The following is a 20085-nucleotide window of genomic DNA, read 5'->3' on the forward strand; positions in this document are numbered from 1 at the left end:
CGCCCAGGGACAGCGCGTGGGGGATTCGCATGGCGCGCAAGACTGCCACGGAGGTGGGCCTATTCCCCACGGCTTCGGTTGGATTGCGTCACGCACGGGTGACGTCCTGTGCGCCGGACAAGTCTTGCGCTACACGGTGCGCATGAAACTCAAACTTCCCTTGTTTCTTTCGCTATCCACGGTTCTCCCCGCGCTGTTCAGCTGTGGCGCTCCGACGTCCATGGACGCCGAGCACGAGGCGGTGGTGCTCGGAACGCAGGCGCAGGCGCTGGCCACGGGGACGCCCGCTGCGGAGGGCGTGCTGTCCTTCCTCAACGACTACTCCATCTCCTTCACGGTGCTGGACCTGGAGGTGCCGCTGAACGCCCTGGCGGCGCAGGCGCTGATGGACTACCGCGAGGGGCCGGACGGCGTGCTCCACACGGGCGATGACCGCCGCTTCGTGAGCATCGAGCAGGTGGACGCGGTGCCGCAGGTGGGCCCCGCGGCGCTCGCGGCGCTGGAGGCGTACGCCAAGGGCACGGGCCGCGTGGAGCTGCCGGTCGACGGGCACGTGGGGACCTTCCACGGCGTGGCCTTCAACCTGGCGGAGGCCCGCCGCGCCATCCACGCGGCGAACACGCAGAGCGCGTCGAATCTGCAGACTGTCTTCGGCATCCCCGCGGCGGCGGTGCAGAGCCTCGTCGCGGCGCGCCCCATCGCCCACATGGTGCAGCTGTCGCGGCTGGCGAACGTGAACGCCGTCACGATGGGGCAGCTCAAGGCCCACACGCAGCAGGCGGCCGAAGGTGACCCGTGCACGGGCCCTGGCATCTGTCAGCCCGGGCTCGTCTGCGAGGGCCGCCCCGGTGACGGCTCCAGCCCCTATGGGCGCTGCGTGGACGCCTCGTACGTCGCGGGCAACGGGGACATGTGCTCCCGCTTCGTGGCGTGCCCGTCGGAGCAGCTCATCTGCATCGGCCTGGCGTCGGGCTGGGTGGAGGGCTACTGCGCCCCGGCGTGGATGGGCGCCTCCTTCATCGAGTACTCCGACCTGCGGCTCCAGTCGACGAACCCGCTGGTGACGGCGCCGCTCGTCGTGGTGGGGCTGGCCACGGTGCCCATGGACATCAACGTGGAGCTGGACATCGTCCACACCGCGCCGCACCGGCTGGTGCTGACGCTGGAGGACCCGGGTGGCGAGACGGCCCTGCTGTGGGACGGCCCGAACGAGGGCACGCCGCCCTCGCGCATCGTCGTGACGCGGGGCATTCCGCGTGACGGCAGCATCAACGGCCGCTGGAAGCTGCACGTCGCCAACCCGTCTGGCGTGGGCAGCGGCACGCTGCGCTCGTGGACACTGAAGCTCACCAGCCGCTACGACTGAGCCGGCTGCTTCGCGGTGGGCCTTCGCGCTTCGAGGGCCCACCGCGCGTCTCACGGCGGCTACGCGGACCGGGTGACATGCACCGGTGGCCGCCGCTGGGCCCAGGGCCGCGCCTGCTCGAGCTGGCCCGCGAGTTGGAACAGCGTGGCCTCGTCGGCGTACCGGCCAGCGAACTGGACGCCGATGGGCAGGCCCTCCGCGCTCCAGTGCAGCGGCACGGACATGGCCGGCTGCCCGGTGACGTTGAACAGCGCGGTGAAGGGGCAGTGGCCGAACGCGTGGTCGTACCACTCGCGGGCCGTCCGGGGCGCGTTGGCGTCCAGCAGTCCCAGCGGGAAGGGCGGCGCCGCCACCGTGGGGGACAGCAGCACGTCGTACTGCTGGAAGAAGGCGCCCACCTGCCGCGACACGAAGTTGAACACGCCGAGCGCCCGCTGCAGGTCCGTGGCCTTCAGCTCTCGGCCATGGCGCACCACCGCCCAGGTGGTGGCCTCGAGCAGCTCCGGTCCCGCGTCGCGCCCGGAGACCTGGCTCAGCATGCCCACCAGGGACGCCATGGTCGCTGACCAGACGGTGGAGACGGCCTCGTGCAGCAGCTGGCCGTCGTGCTCGGGCGCGGCTTCGACGACGTCGTGGCCCAGCTCCGTACACAGCTTCGCCGCCGCTCGAGCGGCCTCCACACAATCGGCGCTCACCGGAGCGCCCATGGGGGCCTCCGTCATCAGCGCGATGCGCAGCCTGCCCGGCGCGCGGCCCACTTCCTCCAGGTAGGGCCCCCGCGGCGGCGGCGCGAAGTACGGGTCGCCTGCCTCCGGGCCCTGGGTGGCGTCCAGCATGGCCGCGCTGTCGCGCACGCTGCGGGACAGCACATGCTCGATGCCCATGCCGAAGATGAAGTCACCCGCGTCCGGCCCCAGTGAGTTGCGGCCCCGCGTGGGCTTCAGCCCGAAGACGCCGCACAGCGACGCGGGGATGCGCAGCGAGCCTCCGCCGTCGTTGCCGTGGGCCACCGGGACGATGCCCGCCGCCACCGCCGCCGCCGAGCCGCCGCTGGAGCCGCCCGGACTGCGCTTCACGTCCCACGGATTGCGCGTGGGCCCGTGCAGCACCGGCTCCGTGGTGGCGTTGTTGCCGAGCTCCGGCGCGTTCGTCCGGCCCAGCAGCACCAGGCCCGCGCGCCGGTAGCGCGCCATCAACGCGCTGTCATGGGGGAACACCGTCCCCTGGGCCATCCGGCTGCCCATGTCGGTGGGCACCCCCGCGGCGTGCACGCCAATGTCCTTGATGAGGAAGGGCACGCCCCGGAAGGGGCCGTCGGGGAGGTCTTGCTTCAGCGCGTCGCTCGCCTCGCCCTCTCGCACGTCGATGACGGCGTTCAGCGCCGGGTTGACGCGGTGGATGGCCTCCACCGCCACCCGGAGCAGCTCCTCGGGGGCGACCTCCTTCCGACGTACCAGCTCCGCCAATCCCACTGCGTCAAAGCGGCTGTAGTCATCCAGGTTCATGAGTCCCTCGCAGGCGCCCGTGGAGATGCGGCGGACCGGGCGCGGGAAGCAGGATATTCATGAATCCCAGGTCGTACTCCAGGCGCCTCAGCCCGTCGCCTGGGTGCGCTCCTCCCGTTGGGCATTCACCAGGGACGCGTAGGTGCCCTGGCGCTCCAGCAGCTCCTGGTGCCGGCCCACCTCCACCACCTGGCCGGCCTCCATGACGAGGATGGTGTCGGCGTTGCGCACCGTGCTGAGCCGGTGGGCGATGACGACGCGCGTGCACTTCAAGGACGCCAGCGCCTGCTGCACGTTCGCCTCGGTGGTGGCGTCCAGGGCGCTGGTGGCTTCATCCAGCAGGAGGATGGCGGGCCTGCGCACCAGGGCGCGGGCCAGGGCCAGCCGCTGCCGCTGGCCGCCGGACATGGAGAGGCCCCGGTCCGTCAGCGGCGTGTCGTACTGCATGGGCATGGCCATGATGTCGTCGTGGATGTGGGCTCGCTTCGCGGCCTCCACGACACGGTCCATGTCCAGGTCCGGATCGCTCAGGGTGATGTTCTCCCGCAGCGACGCGTTGAAGAACGAGGCGTCCTGCAGCACCACGCCCAGCTGGCTGCGCACCGCGCGCAGGTCCAGCTCGCCCAGCTCCGCGCCGTCATACCGGACGTGTCCGGAGGTGGGCAGGTAGAGCCCCAGCAGCAGGTGCGCCAGGGTGCTCTTGCCCGCGCCCGAGCGGCCGACGAGCGCCACCATCTGCCCCGGCTCCACGCTGACCGACACGCCCTGCACCACCCAGGCGGAGTGGGGGTTGTAGCGGAAGCGCACGTCCTCCAGGGTGACGGCGCCGCGCAGCGTGGGCGCGCGTCCCTGGTGCGCCGCGTCGCGCTCCGGCGGCGTGTCCAACACGTCGTTGATGCGCTCCAGGTAGGTGCTCAGGAACTGGAGCTGTCCGCCGGTGCCCAGCAGGTTGGACAGGGGCACCAGCAGCGCGGTGGCCAGCGCGTTGATGCTCAGCATCTGTCCCAGGGACATCGCGCCGTCCAGCACGCGCCACGCACCCACGGACAGCAGCACCAGCGGGGACACGCGGCGCAGCGTGCCCGTCAGCGCGTCCAGCCAGGCGGAGAGCCGGCCGCGCTCCAGCTCCACGTTGAGCAGGTCCACGTAGAGGTTGGCGTAGCTGCCCACCATGCGGCCCTCCACGCCGAAGGCCTTGAGCGTCTGCATGCCGGACAGCATGGCCATCAGGTAGCTCTGGCTGCGCACGCCCATGTCCAGGCTGCGCGACAGGTGGCTGCGCTGGCGGGCCCGGGGCAGCGCGAACACCAGCACCTGCAACAGGCCCAGGCCCACCACCAGCAGGCCCAGCGACGCGTCCGCCACCAGCAGCAGGCCCAGGTAGAGGAGCACCAGCGCCCCGTCGAGCGCGCTGGACAAGAGGCCGGTGGAGAGCAGCTCGCGGATGGCCTGCTGCGAGCCCAGCCGCGTCAGCAAATCGCCCGCGGGCCGGAGCTGGAAGAAGGGGTAGGCCAGGCTCACCAGGTGGTCCAGGAGCCCCTGCGTCATCTGCGAGTCCAGCCGCGTGCGCAGCTCCACCAGGAGCTGGCCGCGCACCACCGACGTGAGCAGCTCGAAGAGCAGCACGCCCGCGAGCGCCGCGGACAGCACCCCCATCAGCGAGTAGTCCTGCCGGGGCACCACGCGGTCCACCACCATGCCGGTGAGCAGCGGCACCGCCAGCGTCAGCACCTGGAGCACGGCGGACAGCGCGAGCACCTTCACCAGCGTCCCGGCCTGCCGCTTCACCAGGGGCACCAGGTAGCGGTAGGGTCCGCGCCTCGAGTGGCCCGGCTGGAAGTCCTCGGACGGCTCCAGCAGCAGCGCCACGCCGGTGAAGCACTGGCTGAACTGCTCCAGGGAGACGCGGCGGCGGCCCTGGTCGGGGTCCACCACCTCGACCCAGCCGCGGCCCAGTCGCTCGAAGACAACGTAGTGCGTGAAGCGCCAGTGGAGGATGGTGGCCGGAGGCAGGAAGGGCAGGCGGTCCAGGTCCACGGAGATGGCGCGCACGCGCAGGCCCAGCTTCTGGGCGGCGGCCTTCAGCGCCTTCGCGCTGGCGCCGTCACGTCCGGGGCCTGTCACCTCGCGCACCGAGTCCAGGCCCATGTGGCGGCCGTGGTAGGCCAGCACCATGGCCAGACAGGCGGCGCCACAGTCCGTCATCGTCATCTGCCGCACTTCGGGCACGCGCTTGCGCAGGCCGAGCCTCCACCGGCGCAGGGGTTGCCGCGGCGCCTCGGCCGTCATGGCGGCACGTTCCCTTCCGGGGCGATGAGCGCCGGCCACGCCAGGACACCGAGCGCCAGCGCGAGGCCGAAGACGAACAGGAGCGCGAAGGTCCACCGCGTCCACCGGCCACCGATGCGCAGCAAATCGCCATCGTCCTGCACGACGCGCTGGTAGTGCGCCAGGGCTTCCTTGCGGAAGATGGAGGGGCGGCCGTCGGTGGGTGGCTGCATCGTGGCGGGACGTTAGCGCATGGGGTGGGGGACTGGCCCGGGACTGAGCCAGTCCCCCGATGGCTTCTTCGCTACATGCGGACGGAGGGCAGGCACGGCGTGCAGGAGTCGCTGCCGAACTGCTCGCCGCTCAGTAGCAGTGGTACGGCGGGCACGGCGTGCAGTAGGGGCTGGTCTGGCCGGGCAGGCAGAAGTCGCCGCCGGTGATGACCTCCAGGAGGTCGTCCCCCAACTCCAGCTCGGCGGCGGGGTTGGCGGGCAGGGACGCGCGCTCCTCCGACGTCAGGCTGTTGAAGTACTCGGGGTCACGCCAAGCGCGGAGGATGTGTTCCTTCTTCTGGCTCATGACTGCTCCTGGACACGGCTGGAGGGACGGCCATCCGAGGTGCCCAGCCCTTCACCTCGGACGATTCGTGGAGGCGCGACAGCCAGCAGCGAGGGCAAGCGCTCCGGCATGGCCAGCCGCGCCAGTCCGTAGGCGATGCCCGCCAGGCCCACCATCATGCCCGGCGTCTCCGTGCTGCCCTGCAGGCCGAAGAGGTAGCCGTGCTCGGAGATGCCACGCAGGATGCCGCCCGCCACCGCGTTCGTGCGCTCCTGGAGCTCCGAGTCCCCGAGCGTGGCCGCCGCTTCCAACAGGAAGTCCGCGTTACCCAGGTCACCGTGACACAGGCCGTGGTTGCGGCCGAAGCCCCTCGCCAGCGTGGAGTCCAGCGCGATGGCAAGCTCCTCGCGCACCGCGGTGTCGTCCACGAAGGGGAGGCCGGACAGCCGCGCCAGTCCGATGCCGGGGGCGCCAGTACACCACGCCCAGAGGAAGTGCTCGGTCCCCTCCGCGGCCGCCGCCAGCTCCTTCGCGCCCACGCGCAGGTCGGGCCAGTTGCGCTCCTCGGGCGTGTAGAGCCCGCGCTCGTACTCCATGCCCGCGATCGCGGCGTCACGCAGGCGCGCATCGCCCGTGCGCGCGAACAGCCGCAGCAGGGCCAGGCTGATGCCGGCGGCTCCGTGTGCCATGCCCGCGAGGTAGCGGTTTCCTGCGGCCTCGCAAATCCAGGCTGCGCCTCGGTCCTGGGGGGCGGCTGTCTCCAGCAGCCGCTGGCCACAGGCGTCCGCCGTGGCCCACAGCGTGTCTGACGGGCGGTGCTCTCCGAGCACCAGCAGCGCCAGGAGGCAGCCCGCGGCGCCCGCGCCCACGTCCAGCACCGTGTCCTTCTCCACCAGGGGCCGCAGCCGCCGCACGTACCCGGCGGCCTCGTCCAGGAGCGCGTCGTCCTTCCACAGCACGCCCAGGTGCGTCAGCGCGTAGAGGATGCCGCCCCAGCCGTTGAGGATGCCCAGCCCCACCACGCTGGCGGGCTCCTCCGCCAGGAGGCGCGCCTGGGTGCGCAGCGTGGCCCGCGCCAGCCGCGTGAAGCGCGCGTCTCCCGTGATGTCCCCCAGGTAGCCCAGCGCGAGCGCGATGCCCGCGCGGCCCTGGAACACATCCGGCCCGGGTGACCCGAGCCTCCAGCCGCCGTCTCCCGCATCCAGGCCGAGCCAATGCGCTTCCTCACGGCGCTCGAACGCCAACGGCAGCAGCCGCTCGCCCGCGCGCCGTGCTTCCGCGAGCAGCGCATCGCGGAGGCCCGGCGGGGTGTGCTCCCGGAAGGGATAGCTCGGCCGCGCCACCGTCCGCGAGCTCAGCAGCAGGACATCCAGCGAGCGCTCCAGCACCCAGCGCTGCCGCGCCTGGTCCTCGGGCGACAGGCCCTCCAGCCGGCGGCGCACGCGCGCCATGCCCGTCTCCTGGAAGAAGTCCGGCAGGCGCTGGCCCGAGCCCGCCTCCAGGTCCTTCGAGTCGACGCGCGCGGTGAAGTACGGCAGGTCTCCCCGCTCCAGTTGCTCCGTCTCCAGGGGCACGAGCGCCGCGAAGTCCGGGACAGGCACCACGGCGCGCCACAGGTGGTCGAAGAAGCGCTGGCGCTCGAGCCCGTCCGCCAGCGCGTGCGGGTGGTAGCTCTCGTGAAGGAGCGCGCCATACACTGCCGTGTTGCGGAAGAGGACGCGCATGGGCACGTGCGCGAAGGCGGCCAGCGGCCCATCCTCGGCGAGCAGCGCCCCGCGGTGCTCCAGCAGCAGGCCGTACATGCGGGTGAACCCGTCGGCCAGTGCGTCGCGGTAGGCCAGCACGGGCGCGGCCTCACCCTCCAGGCGCGGCAGGTTGTTGGACCCGGGCAGCGCCACTGGCCGCCGCTCGAAGCGCATCCGGTCCGTTCCTCGCTCCGCCGTCATCAGGTAGGCCTGCGGCGTGAGCTGACCTGCCCGCGCGCCCAATCCGCTCAGGTCCACACCGGCCTTCGTGCGCGTGCCCCAGAACTGCTGCGGCAGCAGTCCGCTGCGGAGCACCGACACCGGCGGCGCCTCCACCGCGTGCTCGGCGTCTCGGAGCGTGCGCGCGCCCGACAGCGGGTGGAAGAGCGTCTCCACGTCCACCAGCACCGGGTGCTCACCCGCGGCGATGAGGTTCTCGAAGTGCAGGTCCGTGCCGTCCAGCGCGTGCATCAGTGCGACGTAGGCGCCCTGGCGTTCATAGAAGCGCCGAACCTCCTCCGTCGACGCGCACGGCGCGGGGGCCACGTACTCCATCCACCCGTACTCGCCCCGGTCCAGCGCCTCCGCGCCTTTCATGACAGGCGTGGCGCCGCGCGCGTTGAGCCACGTGAGGAGCTGCTGGAGCCCGGCCTCTGCGCCCAGCGAGCGCGGCTTGTAGACAAGCCGCAGCCCGGACTCGAAGCGGAGGATGAAGACGCCCTGACCGCCCCGGTGCGGGTCGGAGAGGCCGCCGAGTGCCTCCACCAGCGCGCCGGGAGACGGGCCCCCGTTGAACCGCTGCCAGAGCAGGGGCGCGTCCCGCGTCAGCCGCTTCATCAGCCCCAGGCAGTTGGCCTCCCACTCCGCGATGCGCAGGACGACGCAGCGGGCCAGCACCGGGTAACGCTCCAGGATGTCCAGGGCGACCTGCGGCTGGCGCAGCCGCTTCGTGAAGTCGTGGAAGCGCGCCTCCGGGGTGTCTCCGGCGAGCAGCTCCTCCAACTGCGCGGCGTGCAGCTCCACCACCATGGCGCGGCCCAGCACCGGTGCCAGCACCTGGGGCAGGTGGCCCAGCATCGTGGAGACGACGACGCCCGGCTCCAGGTCGAGCCCAGCCGCGGCGTGCTTCAGGGGCGCCAGCGCGGCGGTGAGCTGCGTCACGGCGCGCGACACCAGCGGCTCCACCAGGGGAAGGAAGGCCGAGCGGTCCGGGCCCTCCGTGCGCTCGGGCCAGCGGACGGGCGCGTGCGAGGGCTCCGCGTAGGCGCGCTCCAGCATCCGCACCCAGCCGGGGACTTCAGCAGGCGTGGCCCAAGGCGCCTCGGTGGGCACCTCCAGCAGTGTGAGCAGCTCCGCCTCGCTCAGCCCCGAGGATTGCAATCTGCGCTGCCACCAGTCCGCCTGTCCGAAGGGCTCCTGCTGACGCCATGCATCCAATCGCTTGCGCGCCGCGGCGGATGTGTCGTGTTGCGTCGTGTTGGTTTTGAGCGTGAGTTCAGCCCGCTCGGTGAGTGTAGTGGCCCGTGCCCAGCGTGCGAGCCTCGACGGGAGGGGGGCTCCCGGCGTCGCCTCGTCCTGCCTCTGCGTGATTTCCACGCGTCCTCTCGTTTCCTGGGCAAGGCCCGGTGAGCTGGCTTCGTTGGCGTATCAGGGAGACGACTGCAATACAGCTAAGTCATTTCATCTTTGCATGTCAATGCTGGGTGCCCATGTGCGCGTGGAATGTAATACATATGGGGAGGTGGGAGTGATTGGCGCGGGCCGCTGATGTTGAAGTTTTCCCAGGCAGGGCTCCACGTCCAGACCCGCCTGCCACGCGACGGTGCGCGCTCATGGACGTTGCGCGCCGCATGCTCGGGGCGTAGGGAAACAGCGCCCCATGTCCGCTACCGCCCAACTGCTCGAAACCGTCCGGAAGGAAGCCAAGCCGGGAATCTGGTCCAACGGGGTGAACCTCGCCCGCTCCGGAGCCGTGGTGCTCCAGTCCCAGAAAGGGGGTGAGTTGGAGCTGAGGGTGCGCGCCAAGGGGCGCCCGGTCGCCCTCACGGTGGTCCTGTACCCGAACGACGACGCCTGGGAGTGTGACTGCCCCAGCCTGGTGGACCCCTGCGAGCACGTGGTGGCGGCGGCCATCTCCATCCAGCAGGCGGAGAAGCAGGACGCGCCCCTGGAGACGGCGGCCACCCGCTGGGCCCGCGTCGTCTACCACTTCACCCGCGAGGACGGCGGCCTGGAGCTTCGCCGCTCCATCGTCCAGGTGGACGGCACGGAGACGCCGCTGGAGGGCAGCCTGACGTCGCTGATGGCCCGGCCCGCGGAGGCCGCGAAGCTCCAGGTGGAGAACGCGGACCTGCTGGCCGACCGCATCCTGGAGCAGCGGCGCACGCGCGGCACCCTGGCGCCGGAGACGCTGGACGCGGTGCTCAAGGTGCTGGAGTCGGCGCGCAACGTGCTGCTCGACGGGCGCCCGGTGGCGGTGTCCTACGAGCAGGTGCTGCCGCGCGCGGTGGTGGAGGACCGCGGCGGCCAGATTGTGGTGACGGTGACCCGGGATTCGCGCATCCAGGAGGTGGTCAGCCCCGGGGTGGCGCTCGCGAGTGACGCGCTGGTCCGCCTGGGCGAGACGTCCATGTCCGGCCCCTGGCTGCAGCACCTGCCCATCGTCCGCACGTACTCGGCGGACCATCTGGGGGACCTGACCTCCAAGATCATGCCCGAGCTGGGGCGCCGCCTGCCGGTGGAGGTCCGCAGCAAGCGGCTGCCGCGCCTGGACCGCGAGCTGAAGCCGCGCATTCTGCTGGAGCTGAACCAGCTCGACGCCGGCTTGTCCGTGCTGCCCACGCTCGTCTACGGCGCGCCGCCGGTGGTGCGCATCGACAACGGGCGCATGGTGTACCTGCGCGGCGCGGTGCCGCTGCGCGACGAGGCCGCCGAGCAGCGCCTCATCCACCAGCTTCGCGACGAGCTGAACCTGGTGCCCGGCCGCCGGCTGACGGTGCAGGGCTCGGAGATGGTGCGCTGGGCGGACAAGCTGCGGCGTTGGCGCGGCGACCTCGCCGGTGACGCGGCGGGGCTGGTGAGCCCCGACGTCAAGCTGCGCCCGTCCCTCCACCTGGAGTCCAGCGTCACGGGGCAGGGCGTCCCCGACGTGCGCTTCCAGCTCTCCTTCCAGGTGGAGGGCGCCCGGGGCGAGGTCAAGGCCGTGGACGCCGCCGCCGTCATCCGGGCGTGGACAGAGGGGCTGGGGCTGGTTCCGCTGGACGGTGGTGGCTGGGCGCCGCTGCCCCGGGCCTGGCTGGACAAGCACGGTCAGCGCGTGGCGGACCTGCTCAACGCGCGGCAGGAGGATGGGAAGGTCGCCAACCACGCGCTGCCGGAGCTCACCGCGCTGTGCGAGACACTGGAGCAGCCGCCTCCGCCGGGCCTGGACCGGCTGGCGCCGCTCATCTCCGGCTTCGAGAAGCTGCCCCCGCCCGAGCTGCCCGCGGAGCTCAACGCCACGCTGCGCCAGTACCAGCTCCAGGGCGTCAGCTGGCTGGGCTTCCTGCGCGGCGCGGGGCTGGGCGGCATCCTGGCGGACGACATGGGCCTGGGTAAGACGCTCCAGACGATTTGCGCCCTGGGGCCCGGGTCGCTCGTGGTGTGCCCCACCAGCGTGCTGCCCAACTGGGCCGCGGAGCTGAAGCGCTTCCGCCCGTCGCTGAAGGTGTGCGTGTACCACGGGCCCGGCCGCGCGCTGGAGCCGTCCGCCGACGTGACGCTCACCACCTACGCCATCATGCGCCTGGACGCGGCGGTGCTCGGCGCGAAGACGTGGGACTCGCTGGTGCTGGACGAAGCGCAGGCCATCAAGAATCCGGACAGCCAGGTGGCGCGCGCGGCCTTCGGGCTCAAGGCGAACTTCCGGCTCGCGCTCAGCGGCACGCCGCTGGAGAACCGGCTGGAGGAGCTATGGAGCCTCATGCACTTCACCAACCCGGGCCTGCTCGGGGGGCGCAAGCACTTCGAGGACACGATTGCCCGGCCCATCTCCGAGGGCCGGCAGGGAGCGGCCGAGGGGCTGCGGCGCCGCATCCGTCCCTTCGTGCTCCGGCGCCTGAAGCGGGACGTGGCGCCCGAGCTGCCGCCGCGCATCGAGTCCGTGATGCACGTGCAGATGGATGAGCGCGAGCGCTCCGTCTACGACGCGGTGATGGCGGCCACGCGCAAGGAAGTGGTGGCCCTGTTGAATGAGGGCGGCAGCGTGCTCAAGGCGCTGGAGGCCCTGCTGCGGCTGCGTCAGGCGGCGTGTCACCCCGCGCTCGTCCCGGGCCAGCGGGCCCACACGTCGTCCAAGGTGGAGACGCTGGTGGACGCGCTGGAGACGGCCGTCTCGGAAGGCCACAAGGCGCTCGTCTTCTCGCAGTGGACGTCGCTGCTGGACCTCATCGAGCCGCGCCTGAAGGCGGCGGGCATCGGCTTCGGCCGGCTGGACGGCACCACGGCCAACCGCGGCGAGGTCACCGAGCGCTTCCAGTCCACGGAAGGGGAGCCGGTGCTGCTCATGTCCCTCAAGGCGGGCGGCACGGGCCTCAACCTCACGGCGGCGGACCATGTCTTCCTCGTGGACCCGTGGTGGAACCCGGCGGCGGAGGCGCAGGCCGCGGACCGCGCCCACCGCATTGGCCAGGAGCGCACGGTGATGGTGTACCGGCTGGTGTCCCAGGGCACCGTGGAGGAGCGCATCCTGGGACTCAAGGAGAAGAAGCGGGCCATCTTCGAGGCGGCCCTGAGCGAGGCCTCCGCCGCGACGGCCATCACCCGGGAGGACCTGCTCGAACTCTTCTCGTGACGCGCGCGGTCCTTCTCTTCGCAGTGGGGTTCCTCACCATGCTTCCCGAATCCGCCGACGCCCGGCCCAAGGCCGCCGCGCTGCAGGCGCTCATCCAGCAGGAGTGGCAGTACCAGCTGGAGCACAGCCCGACCTACGCGTCCGTGCGGGGTGACCGGCGCTGGAACGACCGCTGGGATGACCTGCGCCTCCTGGCCATCGAGGCGGACCACCAGCACAGCCTCCAGGTGCTCGCGGAGCTGAAGAAGATGGACCGCGAGGCGCTCTCCGCCGCGGACCAGCTCAACTACGACTTGTTCCGCCGTGACTACGAGACGTGGGTGGAGGAGCACCGCTTCAAGACGTACCTGATGCCGGTGAACCACATGGGTGGCATCCCGGAGGGCATCAAGCAGCCGCCGGGGGTGCAGACGGCCTACCAGCTCGCGGACAGCCTGCGCTTCGAGACGGTGAAGGACTACGAGGACTGGGTGGCGCGGCTCCAGGGCTTCGGCGCGTATGTGGACCAGGTACTGGCGCTGCTGCGCGAGGGGCTGCGTGAGAAGCGCGTCCACCCCCAGGTCGTCCTCCAACGGATTCCGCCGCAGGTGGCGAAGCAGCTCGTGGCGGACCCGGCGGCCAGCGGCTTCTTCGCGCCGTTCCGCCGCTTCCCCAAGGGCATCGCCTCCGCGGAGCAGCAACGCCTGTCCACGGCGGGCCGCGCGGCGATTGCGCAGGGCGTGCTCCCCGCGCTGAAGCGCTTCCACCAGTTCCTCACGGAGGAGTACGTCCCGAAGGGCACGGAGGCGGTGGGCATCTGGCAGCTCCCCGACGGCGAGGCGCTGTATGACTTCCTCGCGCGCAAGTTCACCACCACGGGCCTGGGTGCGGAGGAGATTCACGCGCTCGGCCTGGCCGAGGTCCAGCGCCTGCGCGCGGAGATGGAGGCGGTGAAGGCCCGGACGGGCTTCGAGGGCACGCTGGCGGAGTTCTTCCACTTCCTGCGGACGGATGCGCGCTTCTATGCGCGGGACGGGGAAGAGCTGCTGATGCGCTACCGGGCCTTGTCCAAGCGCATCGACCCGCTGCTGGTGCGGCTGTTCAAGACGCTGCCCCGGCTGCCCTACGGCGTGGAGCCGACGCCGGAGGCCACGGCCCCGGACGCGACCACCGGCTTCTATTGCGCTGGCGCGCCGGACGGCTCGCGGCCGGGCACGTACCTGGTGAACCTGTACCGGCCGGAGACGCGCCCTCTGTGGGAGATGGTGCCGCTCACGTTGCACGAGGCGGTGCCCGGCCATCACCTCCAATTGTCCCTGGCCGCCGAGCAGCCCGGCCTGCCCGAGTTCCGTCGCTACGGCTACTACGTGGCCTACGGCGAAGGCTGGGCGCTCTACTGCGAGACGCTGGGTGACGAGCTGGGCCTGTACGCCAGCCCGTACGACACGTTCGGCCAGCTGGCCTACGACATGTGGCGCGCGGTGCGGCTCGTCGTCGACACCGGCATGCACGTGAAGAAGTGGACGCGGCAGCAGGCACTCGACTTCTTCATGGAGAACTCGCCGCGCCAGGAGCTCGACACCACCAACGAGGTTGACCGCTACATCGCCTGGCCGGGGCAGGCGCTGGCGTACAAGGTGGGGCAGCTCAAGATTCGCGACCTGCGCACGCGCGCGGAGCAGGTGCTGGGCCCGCGCTTCGACGTGCGAGAGTTCCACGACGTCGTGCTTCTCGACGGCGCCCTGCCGCTGGACATCCTGGAGACGCGGGTCCAGGCGTGGGTGGCGGCGCGGCAGCGTGGGGCCGCCGCGCCCGAGCCTCAGCGCGCGTCTTGAAGCGCGCTCGGCGTCACGGCGCGGGCGCGGGTGTCGTCAGCCGGCCATACTTCTTCATCGCCTGGATGAGCCGGTCCTGAGGCAGGCCGAAGGCGCGGCTGCCCTCCGCGCCCGTCATCGTATCGGAGGCCAGCATCGAGTTGAGGATGGCCTCCTGCGTGGCCTGGATGGTGGCCTCGAAGAGCGGCGTCAATCGCTCGTTGTCGAGCGCCGAGACGCTGGACACGGCCGTTCCCGCGGGAGGCTTCAGCCGCTGCGTGGAGAAGGCCAGGAAGATGTCGCCGGAGGAGTTCGCGCCCAGGCCCCCCATCTTCCCGATGCCCAGCGGCACCCGCTTCGCCAGCCGCTCCAGTTGATGTGGCAGCAGCGGCGCGTCCGTCGCCACCACCACGATGATGGAGCCGGCGCCCTCGGGCGTGCGGGGCTGGGTGTCGCCGCGCGACGTTGCGCAGGCCGGCAACGCCTTGAACATTCCGGGGCTCGGCTTCTTGGGCCCGGTGTAGCAGGGGCGCAGGTCGCTGATCTCCTCGCCTACGGGCACGCCCTCCACGGTGAAGAGGTGGCGCGCGCCGTAGTTGCACTGCAACAGCACGCCCACGGTGTAGCCACCCTCCGATGCGGGCAGCTTGCGCGACGCCGTGCCGATGCCGGCCTTGAAGCTGTGGCACACCATCCCCGTGCCGCCGCCCACCGAGCCCTCCGCGACGGGACCGCCCTTGGCGCTATCGAGCGCGCGGTGGGCGTGCGCCGCCTTCACGTGAAAGCCATAGACGTCATTCAGCAGGCCATCCCACGTCTCCGCGACGACGGGCAGCCCCAGCTCCCACTCCAGCCCTCGCTTCATCGCCCAGGAGATGACGGAGTCGCGGACGGTGCCCACGTCATTGGTATTGGTGAGCATGACGGGGCCGGCGAGCTGGCCGGACTCGGTGAGCCAGTGGGAGCCCGTCATCTCGCCGTTGCCGTTGAGGGAGTAGATGGCGGCGAAGACCTCCTCGGACACGCCGTCCTTGCCTCGGGGCAGCACGGCGGTGACGCCGGTGCGCACCGCCCCCTTGCCCGGAGGGCCTCGAGTGTCGCCCGAAATCAACGTCGTATGGCCCACCGTCACGCCGGCCACGTCGGTGATGGCGTTGTTCGGGCCCGACTGTCCGCCGAAGGTGATGCCCAGGTCGCGGGCGCGGGGCCTCGCCTGGGGGGACTGCGCTTCCGCTGGAGGGGACCCCAGCGACAGACAGGACACGAGCCCCAGGAGCAGGGAGAGACGGAGCGGGTTCATGGCGTGGCGTCATATCGCGACCGCGTCAGTCCCCCAATGAGAGGTCCCATCTGGCCAGGTCTGAATTCTCCCTGTCAGAATCTCTCCGGGGCCCCTATGACAGGTCCACCGCGCCATTCTGGACCAGGTGCTGCCCTGGGACCGTGGAGCCTGGGACCGCGCGCGGGACACGCCTCGGCTGCGCATGGCCCTGCGCGCGGACGGCTGGCGTGTGCCCCCGTCAACCTGAGTTCCATCCGCCTGGCTGTCCGCGAGTGTGCAGTGGCGCTGGCACCACCGGGCCGGGAAGTGTGCACGGGGCTTCCGCTGACGCGCGCGGAGGACGCCGGGCGCGTGGATGGGGCGCGAGGACAGGTGACAAACCATTGGTCACATGCCTGAGGTCCGGCCCCGCGAATCGTGGGGGCGCCATGGCGTGGAGGGCAGGGGACGGAGTCCCGCGAGGGTGGGCCGCATTGCTGTGGGCAACGTATGTGTTGCTGGCGGGGGGCGTCCGCGCGGACGGGTGGCGCGTGGAATACGACGCGCCGGTGCCGCTCTTCCTGGACCGCAGCTACATCCTCGACTCGCCCAGCCGCATCCGTCGACAGGGGTCGCCCGACTCGCCCGAGACGCTCATCTTCGAAGCGCAGGTGGCGCCCAACCTCTTCCTGCCGCAGCTCCACCAAGGTGACTTCACCCAGCCCGGCGGCGAGTACTTCCTTTCGCTCATCATCACCCCGGGCGTGCAGCTCCGCATCATGGACACGGCGAGCGACCCGGTCATCCCGCCGACCTTCATCGCGAAGGTGACGCTCCAGGTGGCGCACCTGCGGCCGTTGGCGAAGCCTCGGGTGGAGGGCGCGGCGGTGCGGGGCCTGGCGCTCGCGCTCAACGTCATCGCGGCGCACTATTCGAATGGGGAGTCCGGGTGCTTCTACAGCAACCAGACGCGCGGCGAATCCGGGTGCACGCCGTCGGAAGGACAACTGCCTCTGAACGAGGTGTCCGGCAGCTTCACCACGAACCTCTTCCGAACGGAGCTTCACGCGCGTCTGGCGTTCGACGTGGAGCCGGACCTGCGCAACGCATGGCTGGTCGGCGGATTCGCTGCCTTGGAGCTGAACACGTCCATTGGCCCTGGCCGCATCACCCGCTCTCAGCGCGTCGTGTATGGCGATGGGCACTGGGCGGCGGGTGTCACGGCCCAGCGCACGTGGAGCAACCACCGCTTTCCGTTGGAAGTGTCCGTGTCGCAGCCTTTCGGGGAGACGCCCGCGCAGCGGGCCACGTGGAAGGCTGAATTTGGCGCCTATCCCTGGTGGGGCGCGGGCTTCGGCGTCTTCGCGCGGTACGTGAAGGGGCAGGACTATTACAACATCTTGTTCCTGGAGCCCGTGGCGCTGTGGCAGTTCGGGCTCGCCTTTGAGCTCAACCCCGGCGCGCGACTGCGGGCGGCCGAGGAAGGTCGGCCGCCCGGATTCCCATGAGTCGCGAGGGTGCCCCCATCAGGGCAGGCGCGCGTCGAGCCACGTCAGGTGCGCGTCGACAGTGTCCGCCACCGCCTGCGCCTGGTCCGACGCGCTGGGGTCCGAGTAGGGATTGCCAATCTCCTTGTGCTTCCACTTCACCCAGGTCTGCTTGTACCAACCCCAGTCGAGGTTCGTGCCCTTCGAAGGAGGGGTGCTGCCCGCGTAGGCGGAGAAGGCGCGGATGCCCGTGGCGGGAGCGACCTCCTGGCCCCCCACGACGTGGAAGATGTGGAGCCTGTTCCGGCGAGGGAACTGGGCCGTCAGATTCGTGGCCCACGCGCCATAGAAGGTGCCCCAGGGGCGCACGGGGTTGTTGATCTTGCTGTCGAAGGTCCCCAGCTCACCCTGGCTGTTGCGGCACACGCCGTCGAACGACGAAACGTAGATGTCGATGCCGTCCAGCGCCGTGTTCGCGCGGAGCGCTTGCGCCATGCGCATCATCAAGCAGCCACCGCGCGAGCTGCCCGCCAGGTAGATGGCGCGCGTCTCCGGACGGACCTGCGCCTGGAGCCAGTTCGAGAAGCCATTCACGATGCGCTGCTTCGTGTCGCTGTCGAACAGGTGGTCGAAGTTGGCGTCGTTGACGACGGACAGGTACGTCTTCCCGCTGGGAAACCACCCCAGGGCGCGCAGCTTCATGGCCAGCGAACGGCTGTCCAGGCTCACGTTGGGACAGGAGACGCTGTCACAGGACGCATCCCAGTGGGAGGACTGCCCGGTGACACCGCTGGAGTGGCCGCTGCTCGAAATCTTCTGGCCCGCGGACATGATGACCAGGGCCTCGCGCACGCCTGGCGCGTCGACCTCCGCGATGCGGATGTTGTGGAGCGCGCCGTCGAAAGCGCCCGCCGCGCGGAAGTGCTCGAAGCCCGCCGCCGCTTGATAAGCACCCGAGCCGTTCTTGTAGACGACGCGGCGGGACACCACCGTCTGGCTGCTGCCGCTGGGATACGTCAGCGCCTGGGCATGGGCGTCCAGCGCGCCGTCGGGCCCGGGCGCGGACAGGTCCGGCTCCAGGGTTCCCCCGCAGCCCGCGAGGGCACCTGTGAGCAGCAGCGCCAGATTCAACCTGGAGAAGACATGACGAGCGACGCGTTTGGTGCGGACCATGGTGTGCTCCGAGGGCGGATGGAGGTGCATCGGCACGCCCTGGACGCGCCCCCTGGGCCCAGGCCGAGCATGACGGGCGACGTTACACGGCCTTGCGGGCGGTTCCGTTCGTATCTCGCTTGAATCAGGAGGCTTCGCCCATGTTCAGAGAGAAGCCTGATTCGTTCCCGTTGGCGATATCGAGCCGGACATTGACGGGTACGTCTGACATTGGTGCGAAGCGCGGGCCCACGCCAGCCGCGGGTTTGATGTCGCGAACAGCGAAGTCACGTGGGCTGCGTGCCAACGTCGCCGCGGAGACGAAGGCCGCGCCGCCCAGGCGCCAGAAGCGGGGCGCACGGTACTCGACCTGCGCGCCCGGGTGCTGACGCTCGCGGAAGCGTCCCTCCAGGTATCCCCGGCTCAACTCCATGCCGCCCAACCTCCCCGTGTCATAGAAGGGCGGCTCTCCGTCGCGCAGTTCGACGAGTCCCAGCATCGCGAGGACATGCCGCTGTCCCCAGGGGAGCGGAGGTAGCGCCGGACATCCAGGCGGAGCACATCGAAGACGTCGTCGGAGCGCCAGTCGCCCCGGTCCCGGGCCGTGGAACATGAGCACGTGATCGCCGCGCCTGGAGCGCGCTTCGCAGTTCCAGCGCCGCCGCGCCACCAGCAAACAGCCCCGCGCCCAGCAGCACGCCTCGTCGGGAGGGTCTTCCTGCGGTAGGTTCGCCTTCGGGCTTGACCATCGGATTCAATCTTCCGGATTAATCAATTGATTGAATCGGTAGGTTCAAAGTCGCGCGCCCGTCAAGAGCCAGCACCGACTCACGTCGTTTCAGGGGCTTGCAGGGATGGGAACCAAGGAGCAGGAGGCCCGGGAGCGCATTCTCCGGGCGACCATCGTGTGCATCGGCCGGGATGGACTGGATGCGACGGGCATCCGGGAGATTGCGCGCGAGGCGCAGGTGAACAGCGCGGCCATCAGCTACTACTTCCGGAGCAAGGAGAAGCTGGTTGCCCTGGCGCTGGAGCAGACGCTGGACCAGGCCTTCGGGAACGTCCTGGAGGACTTTGATCGGCTCCGGCTGGAGGGCCAGGGCATTCGCGAGGCGTTCGAGACGCTGCTCGAGGATTTGATGAGCAACTCGCTGCGCTACCCGTACATCGCGCACGCACACTTCCACGACGCGCTGGCCCATCAGCGCTACGACAGCTCCGCCATCCAGCGCCTCAATGCGTTCCTGGCCGAGCTGGCCGGGCGGCTGGCTCCGGGGGTGCCGCACCTGCCGGAGAACCGGCTGCGGATGGCGCTGACCCAGGTCTGGGCCTCCATGAGCCTGCTGTCGATGATGCCCCGGCTGTTCGACCCGTTCATCCTGCTCGACTTCGGCACGCTCGACACACGGAGAGCCTGGGTGCAGCAGGCGTCTCGGCTCCTCTTCGCCCCTTGAGGTCCGTGCCCATTGGCGGTGCCTTGGCAGGGCCGCGACGGTGGCCAGCACCAGCAGGTGCTCTTCCTGAGCTTGACCCTTTGGCCGCCGCCTACACGCCGACCTGCACTGCAGCTGTGGAGCGGGCGCCTGGTCCTGCACGCCGTGTCCCAGTGAACGTCCTTCGTCCGCGAAAATACGGAGGACGGCGGTCAACGCAGCAGGTTGACAGGAGCCGCGGTGGTGGTAGAAGCCGCGCCCTCGACGAAGAAGCCCGGCGGAAAGGGCGGAGGCGTCGAGGGGGTAACGAAAAGCAGCGGTTGACAGGGAGGGCGGCAAGGCGGTAGAAACCGCGCCCCTCCGGAAGAAAGCAGCGGAAGCCACTGGGCGGCGCTGAAGACTCCGGAAGCCAGCAGGACGGCGAAAACAGCAGCTTGACAGTAGACGCCGGACTGAAATAGAAGCTGACACCCCGCCGGACGAAAAGACGGCGAGGCGGCAGCGAAGAAAACGGTAGCAAGAAGTCGCGGGAATCACAAGCGACTCGGTCTTTGAAAATCAAATAGCAAGCCCAAGAAGAAGCTAGATTGCGGAAACCGCAGTCAATTTCTTAAGACGGTGCCAGCCAGGTCGCGCTGAGAAGCGCAGCCGGCAGCACTGGAAACGAATCAGCGAGTTTCAGGTTC

At 70.4% G+C, this 20085-nt stretch carries 13 protein-coding genes; 5 read left to right on the forward strand and 8 right to left on the reverse strand.

The annotated features are described in order from the left end of the window. The first annotated feature begins 220 nt into the window (after positions 1-220). Positions 221-1366 carry a proprotein convertase P-domain-containing protein gene (locus G4D87_RS13755; RefSeq protein ID WP_338044957.1) on the forward strand — a complete coding sequence of 382 codons (1146 nt, stop codon included), beginning with the start codon at positions 221-223 and terminating at the stop codon, positions 1364-1366. A 59-nt stretch (positions 1367-1425) separates the two neighbouring features. On the opposite strand, the gene G4D87_RS13760 is transcribed toward G4D87_RS13755, so the two are convergent. The 5 genes from G4D87_RS13760 to G4D87_RS13780 all read right to left on the reverse strand — a co-directional run bounded on the left by G4D87_RS13760 (position 1426) and on the right by G4D87_RS13780 (position 9038). Continuing rightward, positions 1426-2871, reverse strand: coding sequence for an amidase (locus G4D87_RS13760; protein ID WP_163782522.1), 1446 nt, complete (start codon positions 2869-2871; stop codon positions 1426-1428). Between the two features lie 87 nt (positions 2872-2958). Next, positions 2959-5160 (reverse strand): peptidase domain-containing ABC transporter, encoded by a 2202-nt coding sequence (locus tag G4D87_RS13765; RefSeq protein ID WP_163782523.1) that lies wholly within the window; start codon positions 5158-5160, stop codon positions 2959-2961. Then, the gene (locus tag G4D87_RS13770; RefSeq protein WP_163782524.1) at positions 5157-5372 is read right to left on the reverse strand and encodes a hypothetical protein; all 216 of its coding nucleotides are present in this window, start codon (positions 5370-5372) and stop codon (positions 5157-5159) included. The genes G4D87_RS13765 and G4D87_RS13770 overlap by 4 nt, the downstream gene beginning before the upstream one ends. A 130-nt stretch (positions 5373-5502) precedes the next feature. Further along, the gene (locus tag G4D87_RS13775) at positions 5503-5718 is read right to left on the reverse strand and encodes a mersacidin/lichenicidin family type 2 lantibiotic (RefSeq protein ID WP_163782525.1); all 216 of its coding nucleotides are present in this window, start codon (positions 5716-5718) and stop codon (positions 5503-5505) included. Further along, positions 5715-9038: a type 2 lanthipeptide synthetase LanM family protein gene (locus G4D87_RS13780; RefSeq protein WP_163782526.1), complete on the reverse strand. Its 3324-nt coding sequence runs from the start codon at positions 9036-9038 to the stop codon at positions 5715-5717. Before G4D87_RS13780 ends, G4D87_RS13775 begins: the two co-directional genes overlap by 4 nt. A gap of 283 nt (positions 9039-9321) precedes the next feature. Between G4D87_RS13780 and G4D87_RS13785 the strand changes: the two genes are divergently transcribed. Together G4D87_RS13785 and G4D87_RS13790 are read left to right on the forward strand one after the other, a co-directional pair. Beyond that, positions 9322-12273, forward strand: a complete 2952-nt coding sequence (locus G4D87_RS13785) for a DEAD/DEAH box helicase (protein WP_163782527.1) — start codon at positions 9322-9324, stop codon at positions 12271-12273. A 38-nt stretch (positions 12274-12311) separates the two neighbouring features. After that, positions 12312-14087 carry a DUF885 domain-containing protein gene (locus G4D87_RS13790; protein WP_240358258.1) on the forward strand — a complete coding sequence of 592 codons (1776 nt, stop codon included), beginning with the start codon at positions 12312-12314 and terminating at the stop codon, positions 14085-14087. 13 nt (positions 14088-14100) lie between these two features. Here the strand turns inward: G4D87_RS13790 and G4D87_RS13795 are convergent, their stop codons facing one another. After that, on the reverse strand, positions 14101-15366 hold the full coding sequence (locus G4D87_RS13795) for a DmpA family aminopeptidase (protein ID WP_163782529.1): 1266 nt from the start codon (positions 15364-15366) through the stop codon (positions 14101-14103). Positions 15367-15821: 455 nt separating this feature from the next. Here G4D87_RS13795 and G4D87_RS13800 point away from each other — a divergent pair, with 455 nt between their 5' ends. Continuing rightward, entirely contained in the window at positions 15822-16835 is a 1014-nt protein-coding gene (locus G4D87_RS13800; RefSeq protein WP_240358259.1) for a hypothetical protein, read from the forward strand. Between the two features lie 18 nt (positions 16836-16853). On the opposite strand, the gene G4D87_RS13805 is transcribed toward G4D87_RS13800, so the two are convergent. Continuing rightward, complete coding sequence (locus G4D87_RS13805) at positions 16854-17987, reverse strand: hypothetical protein (RefSeq protein WP_240358260.1); 1134 nt, start codon at positions 17985-17987, stop codon at positions 16854-16856. Between the two features lie 124 nt (positions 17988-18111). Beyond that, a complete protein-coding gene (locus G4D87_RS13810) occupies positions 18112-18465 on the reverse strand; it encodes a hypothetical protein (RefSeq protein ID WP_240358261.1) in 354 nt (117 codons plus the stop codon). 355 nt (positions 18466-18820) lie between these two features. Here G4D87_RS13810 and G4D87_RS13815 point away from each other — a divergent pair, with 355 nt between their 5' ends. Further along, positions 18821-19420, forward strand: coding sequence for a TetR/AcrR family transcriptional regulator (locus G4D87_RS13815; protein WP_163782531.1), 600 nt, complete (start codon positions 18821-18823; stop codon positions 19418-19420). Positions 19421-20085 lie beyond the last annotated feature (665 nt).

Source organism: Myxococcus vastator (assembly GCF_010894475.1).
GTDB classification, from domain to species: domain Bacteria; phylum Myxococcota; class Myxococcia; order Myxococcales; family Myxococcaceae; genus Myxococcus; species Myxococcus vastator.